23 protein-coding genes are annotated in these 24,117 nt (G+C 71.9%); 14 read left to right on the forward strand and 9 right to left on the reverse strand.

All coding sequences use genetic code 11. The features are described from left to right. Positions 1–112: 112 nt before the first annotated feature. A complete protein-coding gene (locus ACZ7H1_RS18510; protein WP_470787883.1) occupies positions 113–3,250 on the reverse strand; it encodes an NACHT domain-containing protein in 3,138 nt (1,045 codons plus the stop codon). A gap of 212 nt (positions 3,251–3,462) precedes the next feature. Here ACZ7H1_RS18510 and ACZ7H1_RS18515 point away from each other — a divergent pair, with 212 nt between their 5' ends. Genes ACZ7H1_RS18515 through ACZ7H1_RS18525 form a run of 3 tightly spaced genes read left to right on the forward strand, consistent with a single transcriptional unit; the run spans position 3,463 to position 6,204 of the window. After that, the gene (locus ACZ7H1_RS18515) at positions 3,463–4,416 is read left to right on the forward strand and encodes a sterol desaturase family protein (protein WP_470787885.1); all 954 of its coding nucleotides are present in this window, start codon (positions 3,463–3,465) and stop codon (positions 4,414–4,416) included. Beyond that, entirely contained in the window at positions 4,413–5,126 is a 714-nt protein-coding gene (locus ACZ7H1_RS18520; RefSeq protein ID WP_470787887.1) for a lysoplasmalogenase, read from the forward strand. Before ACZ7H1_RS18515 ends, ACZ7H1_RS18520 begins: the two co-directional genes overlap by 4 nt. Positions 5,127–5,160: 34 nt before the next feature. Beyond that, positions 5,161–6,204 (forward strand): zinc-dependent alcohol dehydrogenase family protein, encoded by a 1,044-nt coding sequence (locus ACZ7H1_RS18525; RefSeq protein ID WP_470787888.1) that lies wholly within the window; start codon positions 5,161–5,163, stop codon positions 6,202–6,204. Positions 6,205–6,309: 105 nt separating this feature from the next. Here ACZ7H1_RS18525 and ACZ7H1_RS18530 read toward each other — a convergent pair whose 3' ends face one another. Further along, positions 6,310–7,833 (reverse strand): S8 family serine peptidase, encoded by a 1,524-nt coding sequence (locus ACZ7H1_RS18530; RefSeq protein WP_470787890.1) that lies wholly within the window; start codon positions 7,831–7,833, stop codon positions 6,310–6,312. A 313-nt stretch (positions 7,834–8,146) separates the two neighbouring features. Here ACZ7H1_RS18530 and ACZ7H1_RS18535 point away from each other — a divergent pair, with 313 nt between their 5' ends. From ACZ7H1_RS18535 to moaA, 3 genes are all read left to right on the forward strand, one after another. Further along, on the forward strand, positions 8,147–8,515 hold the full coding sequence (locus ACZ7H1_RS18535) for a DUF485 domain-containing protein (RefSeq protein ID WP_470787892.1): 369 nt from the start codon (positions 8,147–8,149) through the stop codon (positions 8,513–8,515). Next, complete coding sequence (locus ACZ7H1_RS18540; RefSeq protein ID WP_470787893.1) at positions 8,512–10,149, forward strand: solute symporter family protein; 1,638 nt, start codon at positions 8,512–8,514, stop codon at positions 10,147–10,149. The genes ACZ7H1_RS18535 and ACZ7H1_RS18540 overlap by 4 nt, the downstream gene beginning before the upstream one ends. Positions 10,150–10,304: 155 nt before the next feature. After that, a complete protein-coding gene (gene moaA, locus ACZ7H1_RS18545) occupies positions 10,305–11,294 on the forward strand; it encodes a GTP 3',8-cyclase MoaA (protein ID WP_470787894.1) in 990 nt (329 codons plus the stop codon). Here moaA and ACZ7H1_RS18550 read toward each other — a convergent pair. Together ACZ7H1_RS18550 and ACZ7H1_RS18555 are read right to left on the reverse strand one after the other, a co-directional pair. After that, positions 11,277–11,537, reverse strand: coding sequence for a hypothetical protein (locus ACZ7H1_RS18550; RefSeq protein ID WP_470787895.1), 261 nt, complete (start codon positions 11,535–11,537; stop codon positions 11,277–11,279). The two genes, moaA and ACZ7H1_RS18550, sit on opposite strands and share 18 nt — an antisense overlap. Before the next feature lie 150 nt (positions 11,538–11,687). Beyond that, a complete protein-coding gene (locus tag ACZ7H1_RS18555; protein WP_470787952.1) occupies positions 11,688–12,050 on the reverse strand; it encodes a DUF3099 domain-containing protein in 363 nt (120 codons plus the stop codon). Between the two features lie 146 nt (positions 12,051–12,196). Here ACZ7H1_RS18555 and ACZ7H1_RS18560 point away from each other — a divergent pair, with 146 nt between their 5' ends. Next, entirely contained in the window at positions 12,197–12,469 is a 273-nt protein-coding gene (locus tag ACZ7H1_RS18560) for a GlsB/YeaQ/YmgE family stress response membrane protein (RefSeq protein ID WP_470787896.1), read from the forward strand. Positions 12,470–12,571: 102 nt separating this feature from the next. Here the strand turns inward: ACZ7H1_RS18560 and tyrS are convergent, their stop codons facing one another. The 3 genes from tyrS to ACZ7H1_RS18575 all read right to left on the reverse strand — a co-directional run bounded on the left by tyrS (position 12,572) and on the right by ACZ7H1_RS18575 (position 16,834). Beyond that, complete coding sequence (gene tyrS, locus ACZ7H1_RS18565) at positions 12,572–13,840, reverse strand: tyrosine--tRNA ligase (protein WP_470787898.1); 1,269 nt, start codon at positions 13,838–13,840, stop codon at positions 12,572–12,574. 61 nt (positions 13,841–13,901) lie between these two features. Further along, positions 13,902–15,314: a metallopeptidase TldD-related protein gene (locus ACZ7H1_RS18570; RefSeq protein WP_470787899.1), complete on the reverse strand. Its 1,413-nt coding sequence runs from the start codon at positions 15,312–15,314 to the stop codon at positions 13,902–13,904. Beyond that, entirely contained in the window at positions 15,311–16,834 is a 1,524-nt protein-coding gene (locus ACZ7H1_RS18575) for a TldD/PmbA family protein (protein ID WP_470787901.1), read from the reverse strand. The genes ACZ7H1_RS18570 and ACZ7H1_RS18575 overlap by 4 nt, the downstream gene beginning before the upstream one ends. 185 nt (positions 16,835–17,019) lie before the next feature. Between ACZ7H1_RS18575 and fabG the strand changes: the two genes are divergently transcribed. From fabG to ACZ7H1_RS18590, 3 genes are all read left to right on the forward strand, one after another. Next, a complete protein-coding gene (gene fabG / locus ACZ7H1_RS18580; protein WP_470787902.1) occupies positions 17,020–17,739 on the forward strand; it encodes a 3-oxoacyl-[acyl-carrier-protein] reductase in 720 nt (239 codons plus the stop codon). Between the two features lie 4 nt (positions 17,740–17,743). After that, complete coding sequence (gene fabI / locus ACZ7H1_RS18585) at positions 17,744–18,514, forward strand: enoyl-ACP reductase FabI (protein ID WP_470787904.1); 771 nt, start codon at positions 17,744–17,746, stop codon at positions 18,512–18,514. A gap of 219 nt (positions 18,515–18,733) precedes the next feature. Beyond that, positions 18,734–19,183: a hypothetical protein gene (locus ACZ7H1_RS18590; RefSeq protein ID WP_470787905.1), complete on the forward strand. Its 450-nt coding sequence runs from the start codon at positions 18,734–18,736 to the stop codon at positions 19,181–19,183. Here ACZ7H1_RS18590 and ACZ7H1_RS18595 read toward each other — a convergent pair. Beyond that, positions 19,164–19,871 carry a FadR/GntR family transcriptional regulator gene (locus tag ACZ7H1_RS18595; protein ID WP_470787953.1) on the reverse strand — a complete coding sequence of 236 codons (708 nt, stop codon included), beginning with the start codon at positions 19,869–19,871 and terminating at the stop codon, positions 19,164–19,166. The genes ACZ7H1_RS18590 and ACZ7H1_RS18595 overlap by 20 nt on opposite strands. 63 nt (positions 19,872–19,934) lie before the next feature. On the opposite strand from ACZ7H1_RS18595, the gene ACZ7H1_RS18600 reads away from it, so the two are divergent. The 4 genes from ACZ7H1_RS18600 to ACZ7H1_RS18615 all read left to right on the forward strand — a co-directional run bounded on the left by ACZ7H1_RS18600 (position 19,935) and on the right by ACZ7H1_RS18615 (position 22,531). Then, entirely contained in the window at positions 19,935–21,317 is a 1,383-nt protein-coding gene (locus ACZ7H1_RS18600; RefSeq protein ID WP_470787906.1) for a CynX/NimT family MFS transporter, read from the forward strand. Positions 21,318–21,321: 4 nt separating this feature from the next. Continuing rightward, positions 21,322–21,438 carry an SGM_5486 family transporter-associated protein gene (locus tag ACZ7H1_RS18605; RefSeq protein ID WP_470787908.1) on the forward strand — a complete coding sequence of 39 codons (117 nt, stop codon included), beginning with the start codon at positions 21,322–21,324 and terminating at the stop codon, positions 21,436–21,438. Positions 21,439–21,613: 175 nt separating this feature from the next. After that, complete coding sequence (locus ACZ7H1_RS18610; protein WP_470787910.1) at positions 21,614–21,841, forward strand: hypothetical protein; 228 nt, start codon at positions 21,614–21,616, stop codon at positions 21,839–21,841. Positions 21,842–22,012: 171 nt separating this feature from the next. Then, positions 22,013–22,531: a SixA phosphatase family protein gene (locus tag ACZ7H1_RS18615; protein ID WP_470787911.1), complete on the forward strand. Its 519-nt coding sequence runs from the start codon at positions 22,013–22,015 to the stop codon at positions 22,529–22,531. 87 nt (positions 22,532–22,618) lie between these two features. Here ACZ7H1_RS18615 and serB read toward each other — a convergent pair whose 3' ends face one another. Continuing rightward, entirely contained in the window at positions 22,619–23,821 is a 1,203-nt protein-coding gene (gene serB / locus ACZ7H1_RS18620) for a phosphoserine phosphatase SerB (RefSeq protein ID WP_470787913.1), read from the reverse strand. Positions 23,822–24,117: the final 296 nt, after the last annotated feature.

Consider the following 24,117-nt stretch of genomic DNA (forward strand, 5'->3'; position numbering starts at 1 on the left):
CACCACCACCCCCCCCCCCCCCCCCCCCCCCCCCCCCCCCCCCCCCACACCCCCCCCCCTCCCCCTTCCCCCCCCCCCCCCCCCCCCCCCCCGGTCGTCCCGCCGGACCGGCTCAGCCGAGCAGCCGCAGCCGGCCCGGCGGGAAGAGGGAGGCGCCCAGCACCTCCGTGGCTCCCGAGACCTCGACGGTGACCCGCTCCACGTCGGCCAGCGGCTTGAGGTCGACCGGCCCGAAGCCGCAGCCGCTCAGGCTCAGGAACGTCAGCTCGGGCAGCGCGCGCAGCGGCTCCAGCCCCGCAGCCAGGACCGACGAGCCGATGTACAGGTGGGTCAGGTTCCGGTGCCGCAGCAGCGTGGCCGGGTCCAGCGCGCTCTGGTCCAGGACCTGCAGATGGCTCAGCCCGGGCAGCGGAGTAACCCGCTCCAGCTGCACCGCCTGCTGATCGCCCGCGATCGTCAGCCAGTACAGCCCCGGCCATTTCTCCAGCCCGTCCAGGGACAGCCGCCGGGCACCGTTGTACAGGCCGAGTCCGGTGAGCCCCCGGCGGGCGGGGATCTCGGCCACGGATGCGTACCCGGGATCGAAGTCGATCCCCGCATGGGTGAGTTCCGGCAGGTCGGCGATCGGCCGGAGGTCGAGTCCGTCGGGCAGCCGGTACAGGTACAGGGTGTCCAGCGGCAGCCCGCGCAGCGTGTCCAGCCTGACCGACGGACAGGCGTCCAGCCCCAGCAGCCGCAGCCGGGACAGCCGGCGCAGCGGCGACAGGTCCGCGAGCCCGGGATCGAGGGTGAGGAACAGCCGTTCCATCCCCCGGTGCCCGGCGATCTCCGCAGGGATGCCGTGCGCGCCCTTCAGCTGCACCCGGGTGATCTGCCGCAGCCGCGGCAGGGTGGCGATCTGCTCGGCAGTGTCCACTTGGAGGAAGGTGTCCCCGAGGGTGATGTCCGCCAGGACCGCTTCCGCGTACGCGCGCGCATCGAACCTGCTCCAGCTGCGCGCGAGTTCGAACTGCACGGGCAACCTGGCGTCCTGCCGAAATCCGGCGATCACCTCCAGCGCCCGCTCGCCGCCCACCAGGGCTGCGGTGTGGACCACCGCGGCCGCCTCGTACTCCGACAGGCCGGCCTCGGGGCCCGAGAGCATCTCGAGCACCAGCTTCCCGGCCTTGGCCAGCTCCGCGGCCCGTCCGGTCCCGCGCGGCGGCAGCAGCTGCGCCGTCCGCGTTTGGACCTCGCCGCGCACCTGCGGGTCCAGCTCCGGCGCGTGCTCCAGACACGCCGCCGCCAGCAGCACCAGACGGCTCCGGTACCGCTTCGAGCGGTCCGCGCGGCGCAGCAACTCCCTCAGCAGATAAGCGCGTTCGTCGGGGCGGGCGTGCCCGACCGCCATCCGGACCACGTCGTCCCACTGGTCGTCGTACGCGTTGCGGGCCAGCACGCCGAAGTCGCGGCTCTCCACCGCCTCCTTCGCGGCGAGGTAGTCGAGGAAGGTGCGGTGCACGAAGTCCACGGCGCCCGGCACCGGTTCGCGCAGCACTCCGCTGCGGATCAGCAGGTGCGAGAAGACCTGGTCCGTGCTGCCCTGCTCGCGCACCTGCGGCATCGCGTGCAGCCAGCCGTCCATCAGCCGGACCGCGTCCTCGCGGGAGCCCTCCCGCTGGTCGTTGCGGATCAGCCAGTAGGCGAACCGCTGGAGCAGCACGATCTGCTCGTCGCGCGTGAGGTCGACCCCCTCGACGCCGTTGATCTCCCGCTCGGTGTCCCGGCGCACCAGCAGCAGGTCGAGCGCGGCGTCGTACAGCTCCTTGCGGGCCCGCGGGAGCTGCATGCGCCGGTCCCGGTTGAGGGCGCACAGCAGCGCGCACATCAGGGGGTTGGTCGCGAGCTGCCCCAGGTCGTGGCGGGAGGCGACCGCCTGGAGCAGCGCGGACTCGTACGTGTCCAGGGCGTCCCGGTCGGCGCTGTCCTCCTCCTGGCGCGCCGCCCGGTGCCAGTGCCCGATGAACGCACGGATGCCGGCCCGCTCCATCGGCAGCAGCGTGCGGGTGGTGAACCCCTGGCCGGACAGCCAGCCCTCCGGGACCGCCGAGGGGCGGGTCGTCACGACGTACCGGGCCCGGGGGAAGGCCGCGATCAGGTTGCGCAGCCACTCCCCGGCACGGTGGCGCAGCCGCTGCGGGACCTCGTCCACCCCGTCGACCAGGACCAGGGCCCGCCCCTGGGCGAGCAGCTGCTCGACCCAGCCGGCCGGCGCCGAACCGTGCAGCGGCACGCCCGCCGCGCGCAGGAACTCCCCCGGGGTGGGCAGCGCCTCGGGGGAGTGGAAGGAGCGCAGGCGCAGCACGAACGGCACGCACAGGTTCCAGTCGCGCAGCTCCGGGCCGAAGCTGCGCCGGGCGGCGTTGAGCGCGAGCCACTGCACCAGGGTGCTCTTGCCCGAGCCCGCAGGGCCCCGCAGCAGCAGCCGGCCGGCGCCGGCGAGGGCCTGCTCCGCCGTGACCGTGACCGCGGTGGCGTGCCCCGGCCCCGGCACTCCCGGCTCGCCCGGCGGCCGGCTCTCCCCGCTCACCCCGAGGCTGATGTACGCGGCGTCGAGCGGCCACTCCTGGCTGCCGCGGCCGAGCGTGAGCCCGAAGAGCTCCAGCCGTGACTGGGTCGCGACGAGGTAGTCGGCGTAGCTCTGCTCGAAGGCGTGCGCGGCGGCGTCCGGCGAGGGCCCCAGCCGGTCCCGCACCGCGTCCACCGAGCGGGCCAGCTCGCCGGTGCGGCGTACGAGCTCCACGTCGGTGCGCGCGGCGAAGCCCGGCAGGGTGGTGAAGTACTCCGTCACGTGGCGGCAGCACAGGGCCACCAGCTCCCGGTACGCGGCCCCGGCGCTCTCGCCCAGGCCCGCGGGCGGGGTGCGGGCGAGGACGGCCGAAGCCAGTCGGCCGGGGTCGAGGTCCAGGGCGAACAGTTCCTCGGGGCCGAGCGCCCCCAGCGCGCCGAAGGCGTCCCGTACGGCGTCGGCGACGGCCGTCCGCTCGTGCCCGGCCAGCCGGTCCGCCGGTCCGTGCAGCCGGGTCGCCAACTCCTCGGTCAGGCGGAGCAGTTCCTTCTCGCCGAGCTCGGCCGGGCGGCGTCGCAGCCGCGCCGGGGCCGCGGGGTCCTTCGCCAGCCCGGCGCCCGGAGACCGGGCGAGGTGGGTCTTGACGAGCGCGCCCACCGCCGCGCCCGCCGCCCTCAGGAGCACCGTCTCGAACCCGGTCATGCGTCCGCCCTCCCCCTGCCCCGCCCCGGGTGGCCAGTATCGGCGGGACCCGGCGGCCCGTACAGGAGAGTGCGGGACATCCGGCGGGAGACGACGGGACGTACCCCGCGGCATTCCGCGGACCTCCCTGGGTCGAACCGTCGGTAACCCCGTTGAATACCGATTGGTAACAACCTCTGGCGGCTCCCGGAGGCCGCCTCTATGGTCCTGTCATGCCGAACCTGCCCGATGTGGTGCTGTGGTCCATACCGGCCTTCGTCCTCCTCACCGCGGTCGAGGCGGTGAGCTACCGGATCCGTCCCGACGAGGACGCCGCCGGGTACGAGCCGAAGGACGCCGCCACCAGCCTCGGCATGGGGCTCGGCAGCCTCTTCTTCGACTTCCTGTGGAAGATCCCGGTCGTCGCGGTCTACACCGCCGTCTACGAACTCACCCCGCTGCGCGTGCCGGTGCTGTGGTGGACCGTGCTGCTCATGCTGCTCGCGCAGGACTTCTGCTACTACTGGCAGCACCGCGGCCACCACGTGATCCGCATCCTGTGGGCGAGCCACGTGGTCCACCACTCCAGCCGGAAGTTCAACCTCACCACCGCGCTCCGCCAGCCCTGGACCGGCCTCACCTCCTGGCCCTTCTACCTGCCGCTGATCGCGTGCGGGGTCCACCCGGCCGCCCTGGCCTTCTGCTACTCGGTGAACCTCGTCTACCAGTTCTGGATCCACACCGAGCGCATCGACCGGCTGCCCCGCCCCTTCGAGTACGTCCTCAACACGCCCTCGCACCACCGGGTCCACCACGCCTCCCAGGGCGGCTACCTGGACCGGAACTTCGGCGGCATCCTGATCGTCTGGGACCGGGCGTTCGGCTCGTGGACGGGGGAGACCGAGAAGCCCGTCTTCGGCCTCACCAAGAACATCACCACCTACAACCCGCTGCGCGTGGCCACCCACGAGTACGCCGCCATCGCCCGCGACGTCCGGGCCGGGACCACCTGGAGCGAGCGGGCGGGCCGGGTGCTGCGCGGACCCGGCTGGAGCCCCGGCGGGCCGCCTCCGCCCCCGGCGGCCCGCGCCGTCGCCACCGCAGCCCCCACTGCGCCCGCCCCCACTGCGCCTGCCCCCACTGCCGCGGCCGCAACGGCCGCCCCCGAGCCGGAGCGTGTCGCGTGACGAACTCCCCCTCCACCGCGTCCACCCCCTCCCGGGCGGGCACCGTCGCGGCGTCCGGCCGCCGCGAGCGCCTCGGGCGGGTGCTGCTCGCCGCCTTCGGCGCGGCAGTCGCAGCGGACCTCGGCTCGCTCCTCGCCGACTGGCACACCGGGCACGTCCTGGCCAAGCCGCTGCTGATGCCCCTGCTCGTGGCGTACGTCCTGACCCGGCGCGGGCCCCGCCTGCTGGCCGCCGCCCTGGTCTTCGGCTGGGGCGGCGACATCGCCCTGCTCTTCGACGCCGAACCCGCCTTCCTCCTCGGCATGGGATCCTTCGCCGTCGGGCACGTCTGTTACCTGGTCCTGTTCGGCCGCGGCCGAACCTCGCCGCTCATCGGCGCCGCGTACGCCGTCGCGCTCGTCGGCACCGTGAGCCTGCTCTGGTCCGACCTCCCCGCCGACCTGCGCATCCCGGTGGCCGGGTACAGCCTGCTGCTCACCGCCATGGCCTACCGCTCCGGAGTCCTCGGCCGGACCGCGGGCATCGGCGGCGCGCTGTTCCTGCTCTCCGACACCCTGATCGCCACCGGCGTCGCCGAGTGGCCGCAGCTGCCCCGACCCGACTTCTGGATCATGCTCACCTACCTGGGCGCCCAGTACCTGCTGACCCGCGGGACCCTCGCGACGGTCCGGGCGTACGGTAGGGAGGCCGTACCCGAACCGCCCGAGTGATCAGAACGATCCGCACGACCCCGAGGACCGCAGCATGCGCGCCACCGTCATCCACGCCCCGCACGACATCCGCGTGGAGGAGGTGCCCGATGCCGCGGTCCACGAGCCGCACGACGCCGTCGTCCGCGTGCTGCGCGCCTGCATCTGCGGCAGCGACCTGTGGGCCTACCGCGGCGAGGCCGAGCGGCAGCCCGGCCAGCGCATCGGGCACGAGTTCCTGGGCGTGGTCGAGGCGACCGGCTCCGCGGTGACCGGGCTGCGCGCCGGCGACCTCGTCGTCGCCCCCTTCATGTGGTCGGACGGCGTCTGCGACTACTGCACCGAGGGGCTGTACACGTCCTGCCCGCACGGCGGGTTCTGGGGTTCGGTCGGCCACGACGGCGGCCAGGGCGAGGCCGTCCGGGTCCCGCATGCCGACGGCACCCTGGTGAAGCTGCCCGCGGACGCGGCCTCCGACGACCGGCTGCTGACCGCGCTGCTCGCGCTCTCGGACGTCATGGGCACCGGCCACCACGCCGCCCTGGGCGCGGGGGTTCGGCCGGGCTCCACGGTCGCGGTCGTCGGCGACGGCGCCGTGGGGCTGTGCGGAGTCCTGGCGGCCCGGCGGCTGGGCGCCGAGCGGATCATCGCGCTGGGCCGGCACACGGCCCGTACCGACATCGCCCGGCTCTTCGGCGCCACCGACGTGGTCGCCGAGCGCGGGGAGGCGGCGGAAGCCGCCGTACGGGAACTCACGGGCGGGCAGGGCGTCCGCGCGGTCATCGAGGCCGTCGGCACCGAGCAGTCCATGCGGACGGCCGTGAACATCACCCGCGACGGCGGGTCCATCGGCTACGTCGGCGTCCCGCACGGCAGCGGCACCGGGCTCGACTTGGGTGTCATGTTCGACCGCAACATCACCCTGCGCGGTGGCGTGGCACCGGTACGCGCGTACATCCCCGAGCTCCTCGATGACGTCCTGAACGGAGTCATCGACCCCTCGCCCGTCTTCGACCGCACGGTCGGCCTCGACGAGGTGCCCCTGGGCTACAAGGAGATGGACAACCGCAGCGCCCTCAAGGTGCTGATCACGCCCTGACACGGGAGAAGGGGCCGGGCGGAGACATCCCGCCCGGCCCCTTCGCCGTTCACGCGTCACCGTGCACGGTGACATGTCACGCTGTCACGCTTGCGCGCGGCGCCACTACTTCACGGCGCGGAGCGCGTTCACCTGGCCGTAGCCGTAGTAGCCCGTCTGGCCCCACTTGCTCTTGCAGGTGGTGGCGTCGACCAGGGCGCCGGTGGCGTCGTAGATCTTGTCCGGGCACGCCTGCTTGTCGGCCTGGGCCTTCAGCATGCGCTGGAGCTGCGCCGGGGTGGCACCCGGGTGCTTGCTCTTCAGCAGGGCCGCGACACCGGCGACGTGCGGGGCGGCCATCGAGGTGCCCTGCTTGTAGCCGTAGCCGCCCGGGATCGTCGACAGCACGCGGCCGTTGGCGTCCGGGGTGGCCGGGACCTGCCACTTGTCGCCGCCGGGGGCGGCGACGTCGGCGACACCGAGGCCGTAGTTCGAGAAGTACGAACGCAGGCCCTGGTTGCCGGTCGAGGTGACCGTGACGACGCCCGGGAGCTGCGTCGGGAGGTCCAGGCAGACCTTCGGGTCGATGGTGCGGGGCACCGGGGTGGTGTCGTTCGGGCTGCTGTCGTCCAGCAGCGAGTCGGCGGCGAAGTCCATGTTGGAGTTGCCGGCCGCGGCGACGTTCAGCACGCCCTTGCGCTCGGCGAACTTCGTCGCGCGCGCCAGCGCCTCCACGAGGGCCTTCTGGTCGTCGTCCGTCTTGCAGTTGAAGTACCAGGGGTCCACGTAGTAGCTGTTGTTCGTCACCTCGATCCCCTTCTCGGCGGCGAACATGAAGCCGCAGACGACCGCCTCGGTGAAGAACAGGCTGGTCGCCGGCTCGCTCACCTTGATCGCCGAGATCTTCACGCCGGGCGCGACACCGCTGACGCCGATGCCGTTGCGCGGGGCGGCTATGGTGCCCGCCACGTGCGTGCCGTGGTCGCTGCCGTCCGCGTACGGACGCCAGGCGCCCTCGGAGGTGTCCGCGACGCCGCCGACACAGTTGGCCGACTGCTCACGGGAGAAGTTCGGGGCCAGATCGGGGTGCGTGTCGTCGACACCCGTGTCGATGACGCCGACGGTGACCCTCTTGCTGCCATCGTTGATCTTGTGCGCCTGGTCGGCCTTGATCGTCCGCAGGTCCCACTGGTTGGGCTCGAGCGGCTCCTCGCCGGGGGCGGCCTCTGCGGCCGCCTTGGCGGCCTCTGCGGCGCTCAGCTTCTGCGTGGTGCCCTCTTCGTGCGTCTGCACCGACTGGAGGGGGGCCGTGCGGGTGGCACCCGCCGACGCGACGCCCTTGGCGGTGCGGATCGTCTTCGCGAACTCGGGGTTCTGCGAGTGGACGACGATGACGCCGATCTTCTCATAGGCGATCACGACGGTGCCGCCGGCCCGCTCGATCGCCTTCTTGACCTGCTTCACCTGGCCGTACGGGCCGAGGTTCACCACGTACGAGAGCTTCGGGCCGGTGGTGTCAGCGGCCTGGGCCACCGTGTCCAGCGGGGCGGCCGAGGCCGTGACCGCCGGGAGGAAGCCGAGCGAGGCCGTGAGCGCCAGGCCGACCGGCACGGCGAGTGCGCGGCGGCGTCGGGACCCGAGATGAGCCATGGGTTCTCCACATCATCCGTGAAAAAGCCGTCCTGACGCGGGTCGCGTTGGACGGGTACATGACGAGTGAAGCTAGCGCCGATCTTCCCGCAGAAGCAACGAATTCCGAAAGAAAAAACGGGTGGTGAACCGTCCTGATCTGTCATCCGTGCCGTTGACAGCAGGGGATCGGCGCCATCACACCCCCCAGGAGGTCGTTTTGTCCGCGTTCCCTGCCGTCCCTGCTTCCTCTGCATCCACCCCTGCCACCCCTGCCGCCCCTGCCCCTGTTTCCTCTGTTTCCTCCGTTTCCTCCGCTTCGCAAGGAGAGCCCGTGACCACCGAAGCACCGCCCCCGCCCCCCGGCCGTGCGGGCGCGCAGCCCGCGACCCCCACGGCGGAAGAGTTCGCCGAGGTCCAGCAGAGCGAGGAGTTCGGCGAACTGCGCCGCGCCCACCGGTCGTTCGCCTTCCCGCTGACCGTGGCGTTCATCGCCTGGTACCTGCTCTACGTGCTGCTCTCCAACTACGCCGGCGGGTTCATGGGCATCCGGCTCTTCGGGAACATCAACGTCGCCCTCGTGCTCGGCCTCGCCCAGTTCGCCACCACGTTCCTGATCGCCTGGTGGTACGCCCGGCACGCCGCGACCGGCCTCGACCCCAGGGCAGAGGCCATCAAGTCCCGCATGGAGGCCGCAGAATGAGCCACGCACTCCTCGCCCCGGCCGTCCCGCTCGCGGCCGGGTCGGCGACCGAGCACCGCCCGCTGATCATCACGCTCTTCGGCCTCTTCGTCGTCGCCACGCTGATCATCACCGTCTGGGCCGGCCGCCAGACCCGGGACGCCGCCGACTTCTACGCCGGCGGCCGCCAGTTCACGGGCTTCCAGAACGGCCTCGCCATCTCCGGCGACTACATGTCCGCGGCCTCGTTCCTCGGCATCGCGGGCGCCATCGCCCTCTTCGGCTACGACGGCTTCCTCTACTCCATCGGCTTCCTCGTGGCCTGGCTGGTCGCCCTGCTGCTGGTCGCCGAGCCCCTGCGCAACTCCGGCCGGTACACCATGGGAGACGTCCTCGCGTACCGGATGCGCCAGCGCCCCGTCCGTACCGCCGCGGGCACCTCGACCATCGTCGTCTCCATCTTCTATTTGCTCGCGCAGATGGCCGGTGCGGGCGTCCTGGTGTCCCTGCTGCTCGGCATCACCAGCGACGCCGGCAAGGTCGCGATCGTCGCCCTCGTCGGCCTCCTGATGATCGTCTACGTCTCCATCGGCGGCATGAAGGGCACCACCTGGGTGCAGATGGTCAAGGCCGTCCTGCTGATCGCGGGCACCCTGCTCATCACCTTCCTCGTGCTGCTCAAGTTCGACTTCAGCGTCTCCGAGCTGCTGGGGAAGGCCGCCGAGAACAGCGGCCAGGGAGCCGCCTTCCTGGAGCCGGGCCTGAAGTACGGCGCCACCGCCACCTCCAAGATCGACTTCATCTCCCTGGGCCTCGCCCTCGTCCTCGGGACCGCGGGCCTGCCGCACATCCTGATCCGCTTCTACACCGTCCCCACGGCGAAGGCCGCCCGCAAGTCCGTCAACTGGGCCATCGGCATCATCGGCGCCTTCTACCTGATGACCATCGCCCTCGGCTTCGGGGCCGCGGCCCTGCTCGAGCGCGACGACATCATCGCCTCCAACAAAGCCGGCAACACCGCCGCGCCGATGCTCGCCGAGGCGGTCGGCGGCGGCAGCGGCTCCACCGGCGGCGCCGTCCTGCTCGCCGTGATCTCCGCCGTCGCCTTCGCCACCATCCTGGCCGTGGTCGCCGGCCTCACCCTGGCCTCGTCCTCCTCCTTCGCGCACGACCTGTACGTGAACGTGATTCGCAGGGGCAACGCCACCGAGAAGGAAGAGGTACGGGCCGCCCGCTGGGCCACCGTCGGCATCGGAGCCGTCGCCATCGGCCTCGGCGCCCTCGCCCGCGACCTCAACGTCGCCGGCCTGGTCGCCCTGGCCTTCGCCGTCGCCGCCTCCGCCAACCTCCCGACGATCCTCTACAGCCTCTTCTGGAAGCGCTTCACCACCCAGGGCGCCCTGTGGTCCATCTACGGCGGCCTGGTCTCGTCGGTCGTCCTGGTCCTCTTCTCCCCGGTGGTGTCCGGCAAGCCCACCTCGATGTTCAAGAACGCCGACTTCTACTGGTTCCCGCTGGAGAACCCCGGCATCGTCTCCATCCCCCTGGGCTTCCTGCTCGGCTGGCTCGGCACCGTCCTGTCCAAGGAACCCGCGGACGCCGCCAAGTACGCGGAGCTGGAGGTACGCTCCCTCACCGGAACAGGAGCCCACTGAGATCCTCCGAACACACAGCGTGGCCGCGTCGTAGATCCCTACGACGCGGCCGCGTAACGTCTCGTTCATTCGGGCACCACTGAACGACACGTGTGTCGCGTAGGCTCGAAAGTGCATTCCAGCCTCTGCGCAACCGGACAGGGAGGGGGCCCTCAGTGCTCATCGACACCTATGGCCGCGTGGCCACTGACCTGCGCGTCTCACTCACCGACCGGTGCAATCTGCGCTGCACCTACTGCATGCCCGAGGAAGGCCTGCAGTGGCTGGCGAAGCCGGACCTGCTGACCGACGACGAGATCGTCCGGCTGATCGGCATAGCCGTCACCTCGCTCGGCGTCACCGAGGTCCGCTTCACCGGCGGCGAGCCGCTCCTGCGGCCCGGCCTGGTCGGCATCGTCGAGCGCTGCGCCGCCCTGACGCCCCGCCCCAAGATGTCGCTGACCACCAACGGCATCGGCCTCAAGCGCACCGCCCAGGCCCTCAAGGCCGCCGGCCTCGACCGCGTCAACGTCTCCCTGGACACGCTGCGTCCCGAGGTCTTCAAGACCCTCACCCGCCGCGACCGGCACAAGGACGTCATCGAGGGCATGGCCGCGGCCCAGGAGGCCGGCCTGACCCCCGTGAAGGTCAACGCCGTCCTGATGCCCGGCCTCAACGCCGACGAGGCTCCCGACCTCCTCGGCTGGGCCGTGGAGCACGGGTACGAAATGCGCTTCATCGAGCAGATGCCGCTGGACGCCCAGCACGGCTGGAAGCGCGACGGCATGATCACGGCCGGGGACATCCTCGCCTCGCTGCGCACCCGCTTCGAACTGACCGAAGAGGGCGCCGACGAGCGCGGCTCCGCGCCGGCCGAGCGCTGGGTGGTCGACGGCGGCCCCGCCACCGTCGGCGTCATCGCCTCCGTCACCCGGCCGTTCTGCCGGGCCTGCGACCGCACCCGCCTCACCGCGGACGGTCAGGTGCGCACCTGCCTGTTCGCCACCGAGGAGTCCGACCTGCGGGCCGCCCTGCGCTCCGGGGCCCCGGACGAGGAGATCGCCCGCCTGTGGAAGGTCGCGATGTGGGGCAAGAAGGCCGGGTCCGGTCTCGACGACCCGTCCTTCCTGCAGCCCGAGCGCCCCATGTCAGCCATCGGCGGCTGAGGACGCGGCCCCGGGCTCTTCCGCCCCGGGCTCTTCCCACTCGGCCAGCGTCACGACGTCCTTCAGGAACCCGCGCACGTCGAGGAACCGGGAGAGGTGCTCCCGGTGCTCCTCGCAGGCCAGCCAGGTCTTCCGGCGCTCCGGGGTGTGCAGCTTCGGGTTGTTCCAGGCCAGGACCCACACGGCGGCGGCGCGGCAGCCCTTGGCGGAGCAGATCGGTGCAGTCGTCTCAGGGGAGTTCACGGACTCAACCCTAGATCAGCACATCACCACGGAATGGCGACGCCGAGCAGCCACGGGGGGAGCTGCCCGGCGTCGGTCCGTCGCTCCGACGGGGGATGCGGAGCGCGTAGGCAGTATGTCACGCAGGACCGGGTGCAGTGCACCGGAACTTCACGATTGATCTGAGCTCTTGTTGAGGTTCCCCGCCTCCAGGGCCGGCCGGACCGGCGCGGGGATGAAGTTCGAGGGCAGCGAAGGAGCCGACTCGCGCCCCGCGTTGGCGATGACCACGGCCACGTACGGCAGCAGCGCACCCGCGACGAGCGTCACGATCGCAATGTGCCGTTCCACATTCCACAGCACCACGGTGAGGATCACCGACAGCGTCCGGATCCCCATCGAGATCACGTACCGCCGCTGGCGTCCCCGCACGTCGTCGGCCAGGCTCTGCCGGGCCCCCGTGATCCGGAAGACCTCGGCGCCGTTCCGCTTCCACGCCACGATTCCACCACCCGATTCCCTCGCCGGACACATCCCGGTCCGGACCACTTCCACGGTAGCCCGCGGCCTTCCCGTTGTGACCGGCGGGTGTCCCGCAAACGGAGGTGTCCGACATGCGGCATTCGCCGGGGAGGTTGAAACTGGCCGCACATGCGCATCACGCGCCACGAGGAGGCGACATGCACTGGTTGTGGGCGATCATCGTCGGATTCGTCCTGGGCCTGATAGCCCGGGCGATCCTGCCGGGCAAGCAGCACCAGCCGCTCTGGCTGACCACCGTCTTCGGAATCATCGGCAGCGTTCTCGGCAACGCCGTCGCCACCTGGATCGGCGTCGACGACACCCGGGGCATCGACTGGATCCGCCATCTTCTCCAGCTGGCCGGCGCCGTCCTCGTCGTCGGGCTCGGCGACCTCGCCTACATGGCGATGCGCGGCAAGAGAACGGCGTAGCACCGGGGCACGGCGCGGCCCTGCCCCTCCCGCGCATGCCGGAGGGGCCGGTACGGACAACGGCGTCCGTACCGGCCCCTCCGGCATGCAGCGATACGGGCGTCAGCCGCCCGTGACCGCCACCGCGGCCAGGTTCTTCTTGCCGCGGCGCAGCACCAGCCAGCGCCCGTGCAGCAGGTCCTCCCGCGCCGGGACGGCGTCCTCGGCGGTGACCTTCGCGTTGTTCACGTACGCCCCGCCCTCCTTCACCGTCCGGCGGCCGGCCGACTTGCTCGCCACCAGCCCCGTCTCGGCGAACAGGTCGACCACCGGCGCGAGCTCCGCGACCTCGGCGTGCGGCAGCTCGGACAGGGCCGCGGCCAGCGTGGCCTCGTCCAGGTCCGCCAGCTCGCCCTGCCCGAACAGCGCCTTCGACGCCGCGATCACGGCGGCGCACTGCTGCGCCCCGTGCACCAGCGCGGTCAGCTCCTCGGCCAGCGCCCGCTGCGCCGCCCGGGCCTGCGGCCGCTCGGCGGTCTGCTTCTCCAGCTCCTCGAGCTCCTCGCGGCTCTTGAAGGACAGGATCCGCATGTACGCCGAGACGTCCCGGTCGTCGACGTTCAGCCAGAACTGGTAGAACGCGTACGGCGTGGTCATCTCCGGGTCCAGCCAGACGGCCCCGCCCTCGGTCTTGCCGAACTTGGTTCCGTCCGCCTTCACCATCAGCGGCGTCGCCAGCGCGTGCACGACCGCACCCGGCTCCAGGCGGTGGATCAGGTCGAGACCGGCGGTCAGGTTGCCCCACTGGTCCGACCCGCCCTGCTGCAGCACGCAGCCGTAGCGCCGGTACAGCTCCAGGAAGTCCATGCCCTGGAGCAGCTGGTAGCTGAACTCCGTGTAGCTGATGCCCTGGTCCGACTCCAGCCGCTTGGCCACCGAGTCCTTCGTCAGCATCTTGTTGACGCGGAAGTGCTTGCCGATGTCCCGCAGGAACTCGATGGCGGACATGCCCGCCGTCCAGTCCAGGTTGTTGACCATGACCGCGGCGTTCTCGCCCTCGAACGACAGGTAGGGCTCGATCTGCGAACGCAGCCGGCCCACCCAGTTCGCGACCGTCTCCGGGTCGTTCAGGGTGCGCTCGGCCGTCGGCCGCGGGTCGCCGATCTGGCCGGTGGCCCCGCCGACCAGCGCCAGCGGCCGGTGACCGGCCTGCTGGAGCCGGCGCACGGTCAGCACCTGCACCAGGTGCCCCACGTGCAGCGAGGCCGCAGTCGGGTCGAAGCCGCAATAGAACGTGACAGGACCGTCCGCGAACGCCTTGCGCAGCGCTTCTTCGTCGGTGGACTGGGCGAAGAGCCCACGCCACTTCAGTTCGTCGACGATGTCCGTCACGGTCTCTCGACTCCTTCGAAATGATGGAATGACGTCACTCAGAGGACTCAGTCTAGGCGGGTCAGACGCCCTTGCTGACCGAGCTCATGTTGAAGTCGGGGATGCGCAGCGCGGGCATGGCGGCCCGGGTGAACCAGTCGCTCCACTCCCGCGGCAGGGTCTTCTCGGTCCGCCCCGCCTCGGTGGCCCGCGACAGCAGGTCGACCGGAGACTCGTTGAACCGGAAGTTGTTCACCTCGCCCACGACCTGCCCCTTCTCCACCAGGTACACCCCGTCGCGGGTCAGCCCGGTCAGCAGCAGCGTCGCCGGGTCCACCTCGCGGATGTACCAGAGGCAGGTGAGCAGCAGGGCGGGCCCTTCGTGGCCGGACTCCGCGACCATCTCGTCGAGCGACTTCTCGCCGCCCGCGTCGAGGATGAGGTTCCCGATCGAGGGCGTCACCGGCAGCCCGGTGAGGCCCGCGCTGTGCCGGGTCGTCGTCAGGTGCGCCAGCTCCCCGCCCCGCACCCACTCGGTCGCCGGCAGCGGCAGGCCGTTGTCGAAGACCGAGGCGTCGTCGCCCGAGCTGTGCGCGATCACGAAGGGCGCGGACTCCAGGCCCGGCTCGTTCGGGTCGCTGCGCAGCGTCAGCGGAAGATCGGAGAGCTTCTCGCCGAGCCGGGTGCCGCCGCCGGGCTTGGAGAAGACCGTCCGGCCCTCCACGGCGTCCCGGGCCGCCGCGGACCACATCTGGTAGATCAGCAGGTCCGCGACCGCGGTGGGCGGCAGCAGGGTCTCGTACCGCCCGGCGGGCAGCTCGATCTTCCGCTCGGCCCAGCCGAGGCGCTTGGCCAGCTCGGCGTCGAGCGCGCCCGGGTCCACGTCCTTGAAGTCGCGGGTGGAGCGGCCGGCCCAGGCGGAGCGCTGCTTGTCCGGGGACTTCGCGTTGAGCTCCAGGGTGCCGTTCGGCTGGTCGTGGCGCAGCCGCAGGCCCGTGGACGTGCCGACGTACGTCGACACCAGCTCGTGGTTGGCGAAGCCGTACAGCTCGCGGCCGCCCGCGCGGGCCCGGGCGAACGCCTCGCCCAGCGCCGGGGCGAAGTCCGCGAAGACCGCGGAGGACGTCTCGGCGGGGGAGTCGGTGAAGTCCGGCGAGGCCGGCGTGCCGGTCACCAGCGGCTGGGCGTCCTCGGCCGGTCCCGCGGTCCGCGCGGCGGCCTCGGCGGCCCGTACCAGCGGCTCCAGGTCCGCGGCGGTGACGGCGGACCGGGACACGACACCGGAGGCCGTGCCCTCCTTGCCGTCCACGGTCGCGATCACCGTGAGGGTGCGGCCGCGGGTGACGCCGTTGGTGGTGAGGGCGTTGCCCGCCCAGCGCAGATTGGCGGTGGACTGCTCGTCGGCGATGACCACGCAGCCGTCGGCCGTGGACAGCTCCAGGGCCCGTTCGACGATCTCGTGGGGCTTGCTGCGACTGTTCGAAAGCGTGCTCATCGGCCGGCCTCCTGGGTGGTGTTCAGGATGTTGACGTCGCGGAACAGCGCGGACGGGCATCCGTGCGAGACCGCCGCGACCTGGCCCGGCTGGGCCTTGCCGCAGTTGAAGGCGCCGCCCAGGACGTACGTCTGCGGGCCGCCGACCTTCTCCATCGAGCCCCAGAAGTCCGTCGTCGTTGCCTGGTAGGCGACGTCGCGCAGCTGGCCGGCCAGCTGCCCGTTCTCGATCCGGAAGAAGCGCTGCCCGGTGAACTGGAAGTTGTACCTCTGCATGTCGATCGACCACGAGCGGTCGCCGACCACGTAGATCCCGCGCTCCACCCCGCCGATCAGGTCCTCGGTGGACAGCCCGCCCGGGTCCGGCTGGAGCGATACGTTCGCCATCCGCTGCACCGGCACGTGGCCGGGGGAGTCCGCGAAGGCACAGCCGTTGGAGCGCTCGAAGCCGGTGAGCTTCGCGATCCGGCGGTCGAGCTGGTAGCCGACCAGGGTGCCGTCCCTGACCAGGTCCCAGCTCTGCCCCTCGACGCCCTCGTCGTCGTAGCCGATCGTCGCGAGGCCGTGCTCGGCGGTGCGGTCGCCCGTCACGTTCATGATCGACGAGCCGTACTTCAACTTGCCCAGCTGGTCGAAGGTGGCGAAGGAGGTCCCGGCGTACGCCGCCTCGTAGCCCAGCGCCCGGTCCAGCTCGGTGGCGTGGCCGATGGACTCGTGGATGGTCAGCCAGAGGTTCGACGGGTCGACCACCAGGTCGTACCGCCCGGCCTCCACGCTCGGCGCGCGCATCTTCTCGGCGAGCAGGTCCGGGATCTGCTCCAGCTCGGCGTTCCAGTCCCAGCCGGTGCCGGTCAGGTACTCCCAGCCGCGCCCGGCGGGCGGGGCGATGGTCCGCATCGAGTCGAAGCCGCCGGTCTTGTCGTCCACGGCGACGGCGGTGAGCTGCGGGTGGATCCGCACCCGCTGCTGGGTGGTGACCGTACCGGCCGTGTCCGCGTAGAACTTGTTCTCGTGTACGGCGAGCAGCGAGGCGTCGACGTGTGCGACGGAGTCCGCCGCGAGCAGCCGCGCGCTCCAGTCGGCCAGCAGCGCGGACTTCTCCTCGTCCGGCACGTCGAACGGATTCACGTCGTACGCCGAGATCCACGTGCGGTCGGCGTGCACGGGCTCGGCGGCCAGCTCGACCCGCTCGTCCGAGCCGGCGGCGGCCGTGACCTTCGCCGACAGCTTGGCCATGGCGACGGCCTGCGAGGCCACCCTGGCGGCCCCGTCCATCGTCAGGTCCACGCCGGAGGCGAAGCCCCAGCTCCCGCCGTGGACCACCCGGACCGCGTATCCCAGGTCGGTGGTGTCGGAGGAGCCGGAGGGCTTGGCGTCGCGCAGCCGCCAGGAGGCGCTGCGGATCCGTTCGAGCCGGAAGTCGGCATGGTCGGCGCCCAGTGCGCGGGCACGGGCGAGCGCCGCGTCGGCGAGCGCGCGCAGCGGCAGCGCCGTGAACGCGGCGTCGATGGAATGAGGCACGGATGTCTCCCTGTGGTCGGGACCGGTGGATCCGATCATGTCGCGCCGGCGCACCGAATGCCTACCTCTTTCTGTAGGGACCCCACAGAGCCGTTCGAGATGCCCTGTCGAGGCTCGATTCTCCGGATGGGGAGAGGGACCGATAGGTTTTCGGTTGACCAGACAGCTAGGGAAAGGGTGATCCGTTGAGCCGCTCGGTTCTCGTCACCGGAGGAAACCGGGGCATCGGCCTCGCCATCGCCCAGGCCTTCGCGGAGGCGGGCGACAAGGTCGCCATCACGTACCGCTCGGGTGAGCCGCCGGAGGCGCTCGCCGCGCTCGGCGTCCTCGCGGTCCGTTGCGACATCACCGATCCCGAGCAGGTGGAGCAGGCCTACAAGGAGATCGAGGACAAGCACGGCGCGGTCCAGGTGCTGGTGGCGAACGCCGGCATCACCAAGGACCAGCTGCTGATGCGCATGTCCGAGGAGGACTTCACGACCGTCCTCGACACCAACCTCACCGGCACCTTCCGCGTCGTCAAGCGTGCCAACCGCGGCATGCTGCGCGCCAAGAAGGGCCGCGTCGTCCTGATCTCCTCGGTCGTCGGCCTGCTGGGCTCGGCGGGCCAGGCGAACTACGCCGCCTCCAAGGCCGGTCTGGTCGGCTTCGCCCGCTCCCTCGCCCGCGAGCTGGGCTCCCGCAACATCACCTTCAACGTCGTCGCGCCCGGTTTCGTGGACACCGACATGACGAAGGTGCTCACCGACGAGCAGCGCGCCGGCATCGTCGCGCAGGTCCCGCTCGGCCGCTACGCGCAGCCGCAGGAGATCGCCGCGGCCGTGCGCTTCCTCGCGTCGGACGACGCCTCGTACATCACAGGAGCCGTCATTCCCGTTGACGGCGGATTGGGCATGGGTCACTGATCACATGAGCGGAATTCTCGACGGCAAGCGGATCCTGATCACGGGTGTGCTGATGGAGTCGTCCATCGCCTTCCACACCGCCAGGCTTGCCCAGGAGCAGGGCGCCGAGGTCATCCTCACGGCGTTCCCGCGGCCGACGCTGACCGAGCGCATCGCCAAGAAGCTCCCCAAGCCCGTGAAGGTGATCGAGCTCGACGTCACGAACGACGAGCACCTCGCGCGCCTGGAGGGCCTCGTCCGCGACGAGCTCGGCGGGCTCGACGGAGTCGTCCACTCCATCGGCTTCGCGCCGCAGGACGCCCTCGGCGGCAACTTCCTGAACACTCCGTTCGAGTCGGTCGCCACCGCCATGCACGTCTCGGCGTTCTCGCTGAAGTCGCTGACCATGGCCTGCAAGCCGCTGTTCCCGGCGGAGGGTGCGGCCGTCGTCGGCCTCACCTTCGACGCGCAGTTCGCCTGGCCGCAGTACGACTGGATGGGCCCGGCCAAGGCCGCGCTGGAGGCCACCAGCCGCTACCTCGCCCGCGACCTGGGCAAGGAGAACATCCGCTGCAACCTGGTCTCGGCCGGTCCGATCGGCTCCATGGCCGCGAAGTCCATCCCGGGCTTCTCGGAGCTGGCGGACGTCTGGAACTCCCGCTCGATGCTGGAGTGGGACATGACCGACCCCGAGCCCGCGGGCCGCGGTGTCGTCGCCCTGCTCTCGGACTGGTTCCCCAAGACCACGGGCGAGATCGTCCACGTGGACGGCGGCCTGCACGCGATGGGCGCCTGACCCTCCGGCACGGCCCCCGCGGGGCACGTACCCGCAGGCAGTACGCACGGACGGCGGCGGCCGCGACCTCTTCAGCCCCTGGGCGAAGGGGATGCGGCCGCCGCCGTCCGCGTCTGCGGGGTGCGTCCTGCGCGGTCCTCCGAGTCGAAGAACCAGACAAATGGTTGCAGACTGACCGAGTCGGGATCTTCCCGTCGTACTGCGGGGAGGAGGTACGGAGTGCGCCCGAGGCGGAGTCGAGCGGTGTCCCTGCTGGTCACCTCGGTGGTGCTGTCCGGCCTTCTCGTGCCGGCCGCTGCGGCCCGTACGGGCGGGGAGCCCGCGCCGGGTCCCGAGGCCGCGGCCCCGGGTGCCCGCGAGGCCGCCCCCGCCGCGGTCGACCTCGCCGAGCTGCCCGCCGAACCCCCCGCCCAGCCGGTGCGGCCGGGACGCGAAGAGCTCTTCGGCTCGGACTGCGACACGGAGATCGAGGGGTCACATGTCACCGCGTACTGTCACAACCCCTATCCCCGGACCGACCGCGTCAGCCTCCACGTCGAATGCGACCGCTGGTGGGACGTGGACGGCGACACCGCCGAGGTGGCCGTCGGCCCCGCCGGCCGGGTGCGCCTGACCAGCCGCTGCTGGAAAGAGGTCCGCTCGGCCTGGATCAGTCACCGGCCGGGGTGACGCGCGAGCCGGATCCGGGAGCGCCGTCCAGCCACTGGAGCGGATAGCCCGCGGCCTCCGACGCCGCCGTGTCGCGGTCGCCCCGCCGGATCGCCTCGACCAGCCGCGCGTGGTCCATGTGCGTGTCCGGCGTCAGCTCCGGCCCCACGTCCTCGCGCAGCCAGTCCCGCAGCAGGTCGCCGAGGTCTGCGTACAGCTCGATGAGCACGTCGTTGTGCGAGGCCGCGACCACGGCCATGTGCAGGCTCACGTCCGCCGCGACGAACAGCTCCGCGTCCCCGCTCTCCCAGGCCTGCTCCCGCCGCGCCAGCAGCGCGTCCAGCTGCGCCAGGTCCCGGTCGGTGCGGCGCTCCGCCGCCAGCCGGGCCGCCGACGACTCCAGCGTCGAGCGCAGCTCCGCGATGTGCCGCGGGTCCGCCCCGGCGAAGCGCCGGTGCATGACCCCGGCCAGCTCGCTCGTGGCGACGACGTACGTGCCCGAGCCCTGCCGGATGTCGAGCAGCCCGTTGTGCGCGAGCGCGCGCACGGCCTCGCGCACGGTGTTCCGGGCCACACCCAGCAGCTCGACCAGCTCCGGCTCGGTCGGGATCCGGGCGCCCACGGGCCATTCGCCCGATGTGATCTGGTTCCTGAGCTGGGCGATCACCTGGTCGACGAGCGCGGAGCGCCGGGGTGAGGTCAGCGGCATGAGGCCCTCTCGGTGCAGTGCGGGACTGGACAACCAATCATCCCATGATTCTATGATGGTTGAATGTCCGACGAAGAGATCAAGGTCCTGAACCGTACGGCCCCGCCCCGCCCGGCAGCCACCCGTGCCGCCGGGTCCCGTACCGAAGCCCGTACGACGCCTCTCACGGTGCCCGGTACGACGCCCGGTACGACGGCCGGCACGTCCGCCGGGACCCCGGACGAGCGGACCGTGCCCCGCTGGCTCGGCCCCCTCCTCATCGTCGCGATCTTCCTGGCCGCGCTCAACCTCCGCCCCGCCATCACCAGCCTCGGCGCGCTCCTGGAGGAGACCCGCGCGGGCCTCGGCATGAGCGGCACCGTCGCCGGCCTCCTCACCTCGATGCCCGCCCTCTGCTTCGCGGTCTTCGGCATCACCGCGCCCCGGCTCGCCCGCCGCTTCGGCCCGGCCGCCGTCGTCTGCGCCGGCATGGCCGCCATCGCCGCCGGCCTGGTCATCCGGCCGCTCGCCGACGGCACCGCAGGCTTCCTCGCCGCCAGCGCCCTCTCGCTCGCCGGCATCGCGCTCACCAACGTCCTCCTGCCCGTGATCGTCAAGCGCTGGTTCCCGGACCGCGTCGGCACCATGACCGGCCTCTACTCGATGGCCCTCGCCGCCGGCACCTCCCTCGCCGCCGCCGTCACCGTGCCCATGACCGAGGCCCTCGGCGGAAGCTGGCGCAGCGGCCTGCTGGTCTGGGCCGCGCTCGCCGTCGTCGCCGTGGTGCCCTGGATTCCCGTCGCCCGCGAGGCCCGCCGCGACCGCGCGGCGGCCGCCGCCGCCCACGACGGCCCGCCCCGCGCCGAAGCCGCCGGCCCGAACGTCGTCCGCAGCCGCACCGCCTGGGCGCTGGCCGGCTACTTCGGCCTCCAGGCCACTGGCGCGTACGTCACCATGGGCTGGCTGCCGCAGATCTTCCGCGACTCCGGCGTCTCCGCCGGCGCCGCGGGCGTGCTGCTCGCCGTCACCATGGTCATGGGCGTCCCGCTGGCCTTCGTGATCCCCCGCGTCGCCGGAGCCCTCCGGAACCAGGGCGTCGTCGCCGTGGTCCTCGGCCTCTTCGGCCTCGGCGGATACGCCGGACTGTACTTCGCGCCCGCGGGCGCAGCCTGGCTCTGGGCCGTCATGCTCGGCATCTCCAACTGCGCGTTCCCGCTCGTCATCACCATGATCGGCCTGCGCGCCCGGTCGACCGCCGGAGTCGTCAAGCTGTCCGCGTTCGCCCAGAGCACCGGCTACCTGATCTCGATCCCCGGCCCCCTGGTCATCGGCGTGCTCTACCAGCACAGCGGCGGCTGGGACCTGCCGCTCGCCCTCATGGCCGGCCTGCTCGTCCCGCAGGTCGCCCTCGGCGTGCTGGCCGGACGGGACCGCACGATCGAGGACGAATGCGCCATGGGAGACTGAACCCATGCCCGTCCTCGAACCGAACCCCCAGAACGGCCACAAGAAGCTGGCGATCGTGCTCGGCGCGATGCTCGGCGTGACCGTGATCATCGCCGTCATCGCGACCATCGCCTCACCCTGACGCCCGGCTGACGCACCGGCCGGCGCCCCGGGGTGGGGTTAACCCCCCATCCCCTAGGGGGCCGGGCTCAGGGTCCAGTGGGTGGGATACCGGATGGGAACAGCCGCCTCGAATCCATAGATTCGAAGGCAGAGCGGCACCCAGCCGGAAACCAGCAGCACCCGCGGAGGCGGACATGTCGGCACCGGTCCAGACCCGGCCCCCCGTCCGGCGGCACACCCCGCACACCCCGGCCCGGGGCGCGGCGGACACCCGGCTGCCCTGGTGGGCGGTAGCCCTTCCCGTACTCGCCTTCGGCGCCCTGCTCGCGCTCCTCGCCGGATCCGGCGACGCACACGCGACGGCCGCCGACGGCACGGAACTGGCCGCGCTCGTCGACGCCGTCCTGCGCGCCCTCGGCTGAGCACGCCCCCGCCCGCCCGCTCGCGCCCCCCTCGTTCACACCCGCGCCCGGAGCACCGCGCACACCCGCTGCACACCGCGCACGCACCGGCGCCGGAGCGCGCCCGCCCCGCACGGGCGAGCCTGTCAACACCCTGCGCCCCGTGGCTCGTTTCATGCGAAGCTGGGGACCATGAGCGCCGATACACCCCGCAGGATCGTCCTCCTCCGGCACGCGAAAGCCGACTGGCCACAGGTGTCCGACCACGAGCGGCCGCTGGCCGACCGCGGCCGCCAGGACGCGGTGGCCGTCGGACTGAAGCTGGCCGAAACCGGCATCACCGTAGACCTGGCCCTCTGCTCGACCGCCGCCCGGACCCGCGAGACCTGGAAGATCGCCGTCCAGGAACTCCCGCACCGCCCGAAGACGGTGTACGAGGAGCGGCTCTACGAGGCATCGCTCGGCGAGCTCATCGCCCTGCTCAACGAAACCCCGGACGACGTCGGCGACCTGCTCGTCATCGGCCACAACCCGGGCATGCAGGCGCTCGCCGACGCCCTTTCGGGCAGCGCGAAGGACGACACCCTGGTACGGATGGCCCGCAGCGGCTTCCCGACCTCGGCCTTCGCCGTCGTCGGGTTCACCGGCTCGTGGAAGTCCGTCGAACACGGCGTCGGGACCCTGCTGGACTTCTGGACCCCGAAGCACTGACTCGACAGCCGGAGGGCCCCCGCCGCTCCGTGCGGCGGGGGCCCTCCGGTCAGTGGAGGCCGGCGGTCGAGGCTGCAGCGGCGGCTGTCAGTGGAGGTTGGCGGCCTCGACCTCTTCGCGCGTGATGCCGAGCAGGTACAACACGGCGTCGAGGAAGGGCACGTTGACCGCGGTGTGCGCGGCCTCGCGCACCACCGGCTTGGCGTTGAAGGCGACACCGAGCCCGGCCGTGTTCAGCATGTCCAGGTCATTTGCGCCGTCACCGATCGCGACGGTCTGCGCCAGCGGCACGCCGGCCTCCGCCGCGAACCGGCGCAGCAGCCGGGCCTTGCCCGCCCGGTCCACTATCTCGCCCGTCACCCGGCCGGTGAGCTTGCCGTCGACGATCTCCAGGGTGTTGGCGGAGGCGAAGTCCAGCCCGAGGCGCTCCTTCAGATCGTCGGTCACCTGCGTGAAACCGCCGGAGACCACGCCCACCTGGTAGCCGAGCCGCTTGAGGGTACGGATCAGGGTCCGGGCGCCGGGGGTGAGCCGCACCTCGGCGCGCACCTTGTCCACCACGGACGCGTCCAGACCGGCCAGCAGCGCGACCCGCGCGTGCAGGGACTGCTCGAAGTCGAGCTCCCCCTTCATCGCCTGGGCCGTGACCTCGGCGACCTTGTCCTCGCAGCCGGCGTGCGCCGCGAACAGCTCGATGACCTCGTCCTGGATCAGCGTCGAGTCGACGTCCATGACGACGAGCCGCTGGGCCCGCCGGTGCAGACCCGCGGACACGACCGCGACGTCCACGCCGATGTGCGCGGCCTGGGTGGCCAGCGCGGTCCTGAGCGGCTCGGTCTCGGTACCGGACACGGCGAACTCCACTGCCGTGACCGGGTACTTGGCGAGCCGGAAGATACGGTCGATGTTGCCGCCGGTGTCCGTGATGCGGGCCGCGATGGCGGCGGTGGACTCGGCGGTGAGCGGATGACCGAGCACGGTGACATGTGACCGCCCACTGCCGCGGGGGCGGTTGTCACCGGTACCGGAGATGATCTCTGCCTGCAGCTTGAGCGACTCGGCCCAGCTGTGCACGGTGGCCCTCAGCTCACCCTCCCCGCCCGGCAGGTCCGGGCGGGTCACCAGGGCGCACAGGACGATGCGGCCGCGGGTGACGACCTGCTCGATGTCGACGACGTCGACGGAGTAGGCGGCGAGAGTGTCGAACAGCCCGGCGGTGATCCCGGGACGGTCCTTGCCGAAGATCTTGACGAGGAGGGTGGGGACGTCGGAGGTCTGCGAAGCGCTCATGGTGACCTCACCGTATCCTCTGCCCCGCCCCCCGGCGCGCCCCGTCCCGCCCACCGGACGCCCACCCACTTCCGTGCACACTTCCAGCCCCGCCGATAGCCCGGTGCCCCCAGGGCACATTCCCCTGGCGGTCGGTGCCTCGGCTGCCCACCAGGGGTCCTTTCAGCCTCGTCGACGCCCCCCGCCGGGGGCACTTTCAGCCCCGCCGGCGTTTGAGGCGCGGGGTCCGGGGCGGAGCCCCGGGGTGGGGGTGCGGGGGCGAAGCCCCTGCGAGCGCGTCCGCGTCGCCACGCGGT

Source organism: Streptomyces sp. NPDC037401, assembly GCF_055602345.1.

Coding starts and splice junctions, on each gene's coding strand:
- ACZ7H1_RS18510 (WP_470787883.1), bottom strand. CDS start 3,250: ATGACCGGGTTCGAGACGGTGCTCCTGAGGGCGGCGGGCGCGGCGGTG.
- ACZ7H1_RS18515 (WP_470787885.1), top strand. CDS start 3,463: ATGCCGAACCTGCCCGATGTGGTGCTGTGGTCCATACCGGCCTTCGTC.
- ACZ7H1_RS18525 (WP_470787888.1), top strand. CDS start 5,161: ATGCGCGCCACCGTCATCCACGCCCCGCACGACATCCGCGTGGAGGAG.
- ACZ7H1_RS18530 (WP_470787890.1), bottom strand. CDS start 7,833: ATGGCTCATCTCGGGTCCCGACGCCGCCGCGCACTCGCCGTGCCGGTC.
- ACZ7H1_RS18540 (WP_470787893.1), top strand. CDS start 8,512: ATGAGCCACGCACTCCTCGCCCCGGCCGTCCCGCTCGCGGCCGGGTCG.
- ACZ7H1_RS18555 (WP_470787952.1), bottom strand. CDS start 12,050: ATGTGTCCGGCGAGGGAATCGGGTGGTGGAATCGTGGCGTGGAAGCGG.
- ACZ7H1_RS18560 (WP_470787896.1), top strand. CDS start 12,197: ATGCACTGGTTGTGGGCGATCATCGTCGGATTCGTCCTGGGCCTGATA.
- ACZ7H1_RS18570 (WP_470787899.1), bottom strand. CDS start 15,314: ATGAGCACGCTTTCGAACAGTCGCAGCAAGCCCCACGAGATCGTCGAA.
- fabI (WP_470787904.1), top strand. CDS start 17,744: ATGAGCGGAATTCTCGACGGCAAGCGGATCCTGATCACGGGTGTGCTG.
- ACZ7H1_RS18595 (WP_470787953.1), bottom strand. CDS start 19,871: ATGCCGCTGACCTCACCCCGGCGCTCCGCGCTCGTCGACCAGGTGATC.
- ACZ7H1_RS18600 (WP_470787906.1), top strand. CDS start 19,935: ATGTCCGACGAAGAGATCAAGGTCCTGAACCGTACGGCCCCGCCCCGC.
- ACZ7H1_RS18605 (WP_470787908.1), top strand. CDS start 21,322: ATGCCCGTCCTCGAACCGAACCCCCAGAACGGCCACAAGAAGCTGGCG.
- ACZ7H1_RS18610 (WP_470787910.1), top strand. CDS start 21,614: ATGTCGGCACCGGTCCAGACCCGGCCCCCCGTCCGGCGGCACACCCCG.
- ACZ7H1_RS18615 (WP_470787911.1), top strand. CDS start 22,013: ATGAGCGCCGATACACCCCGCAGGATCGTCCTCCTCCGGCACGCGAAA.
- serB (WP_470787913.1), bottom strand. CDS start 23,821: ATGAGCGCTTCGCAGACCTCCGACGTCCCCACCCTCCTCGTCAAGATC.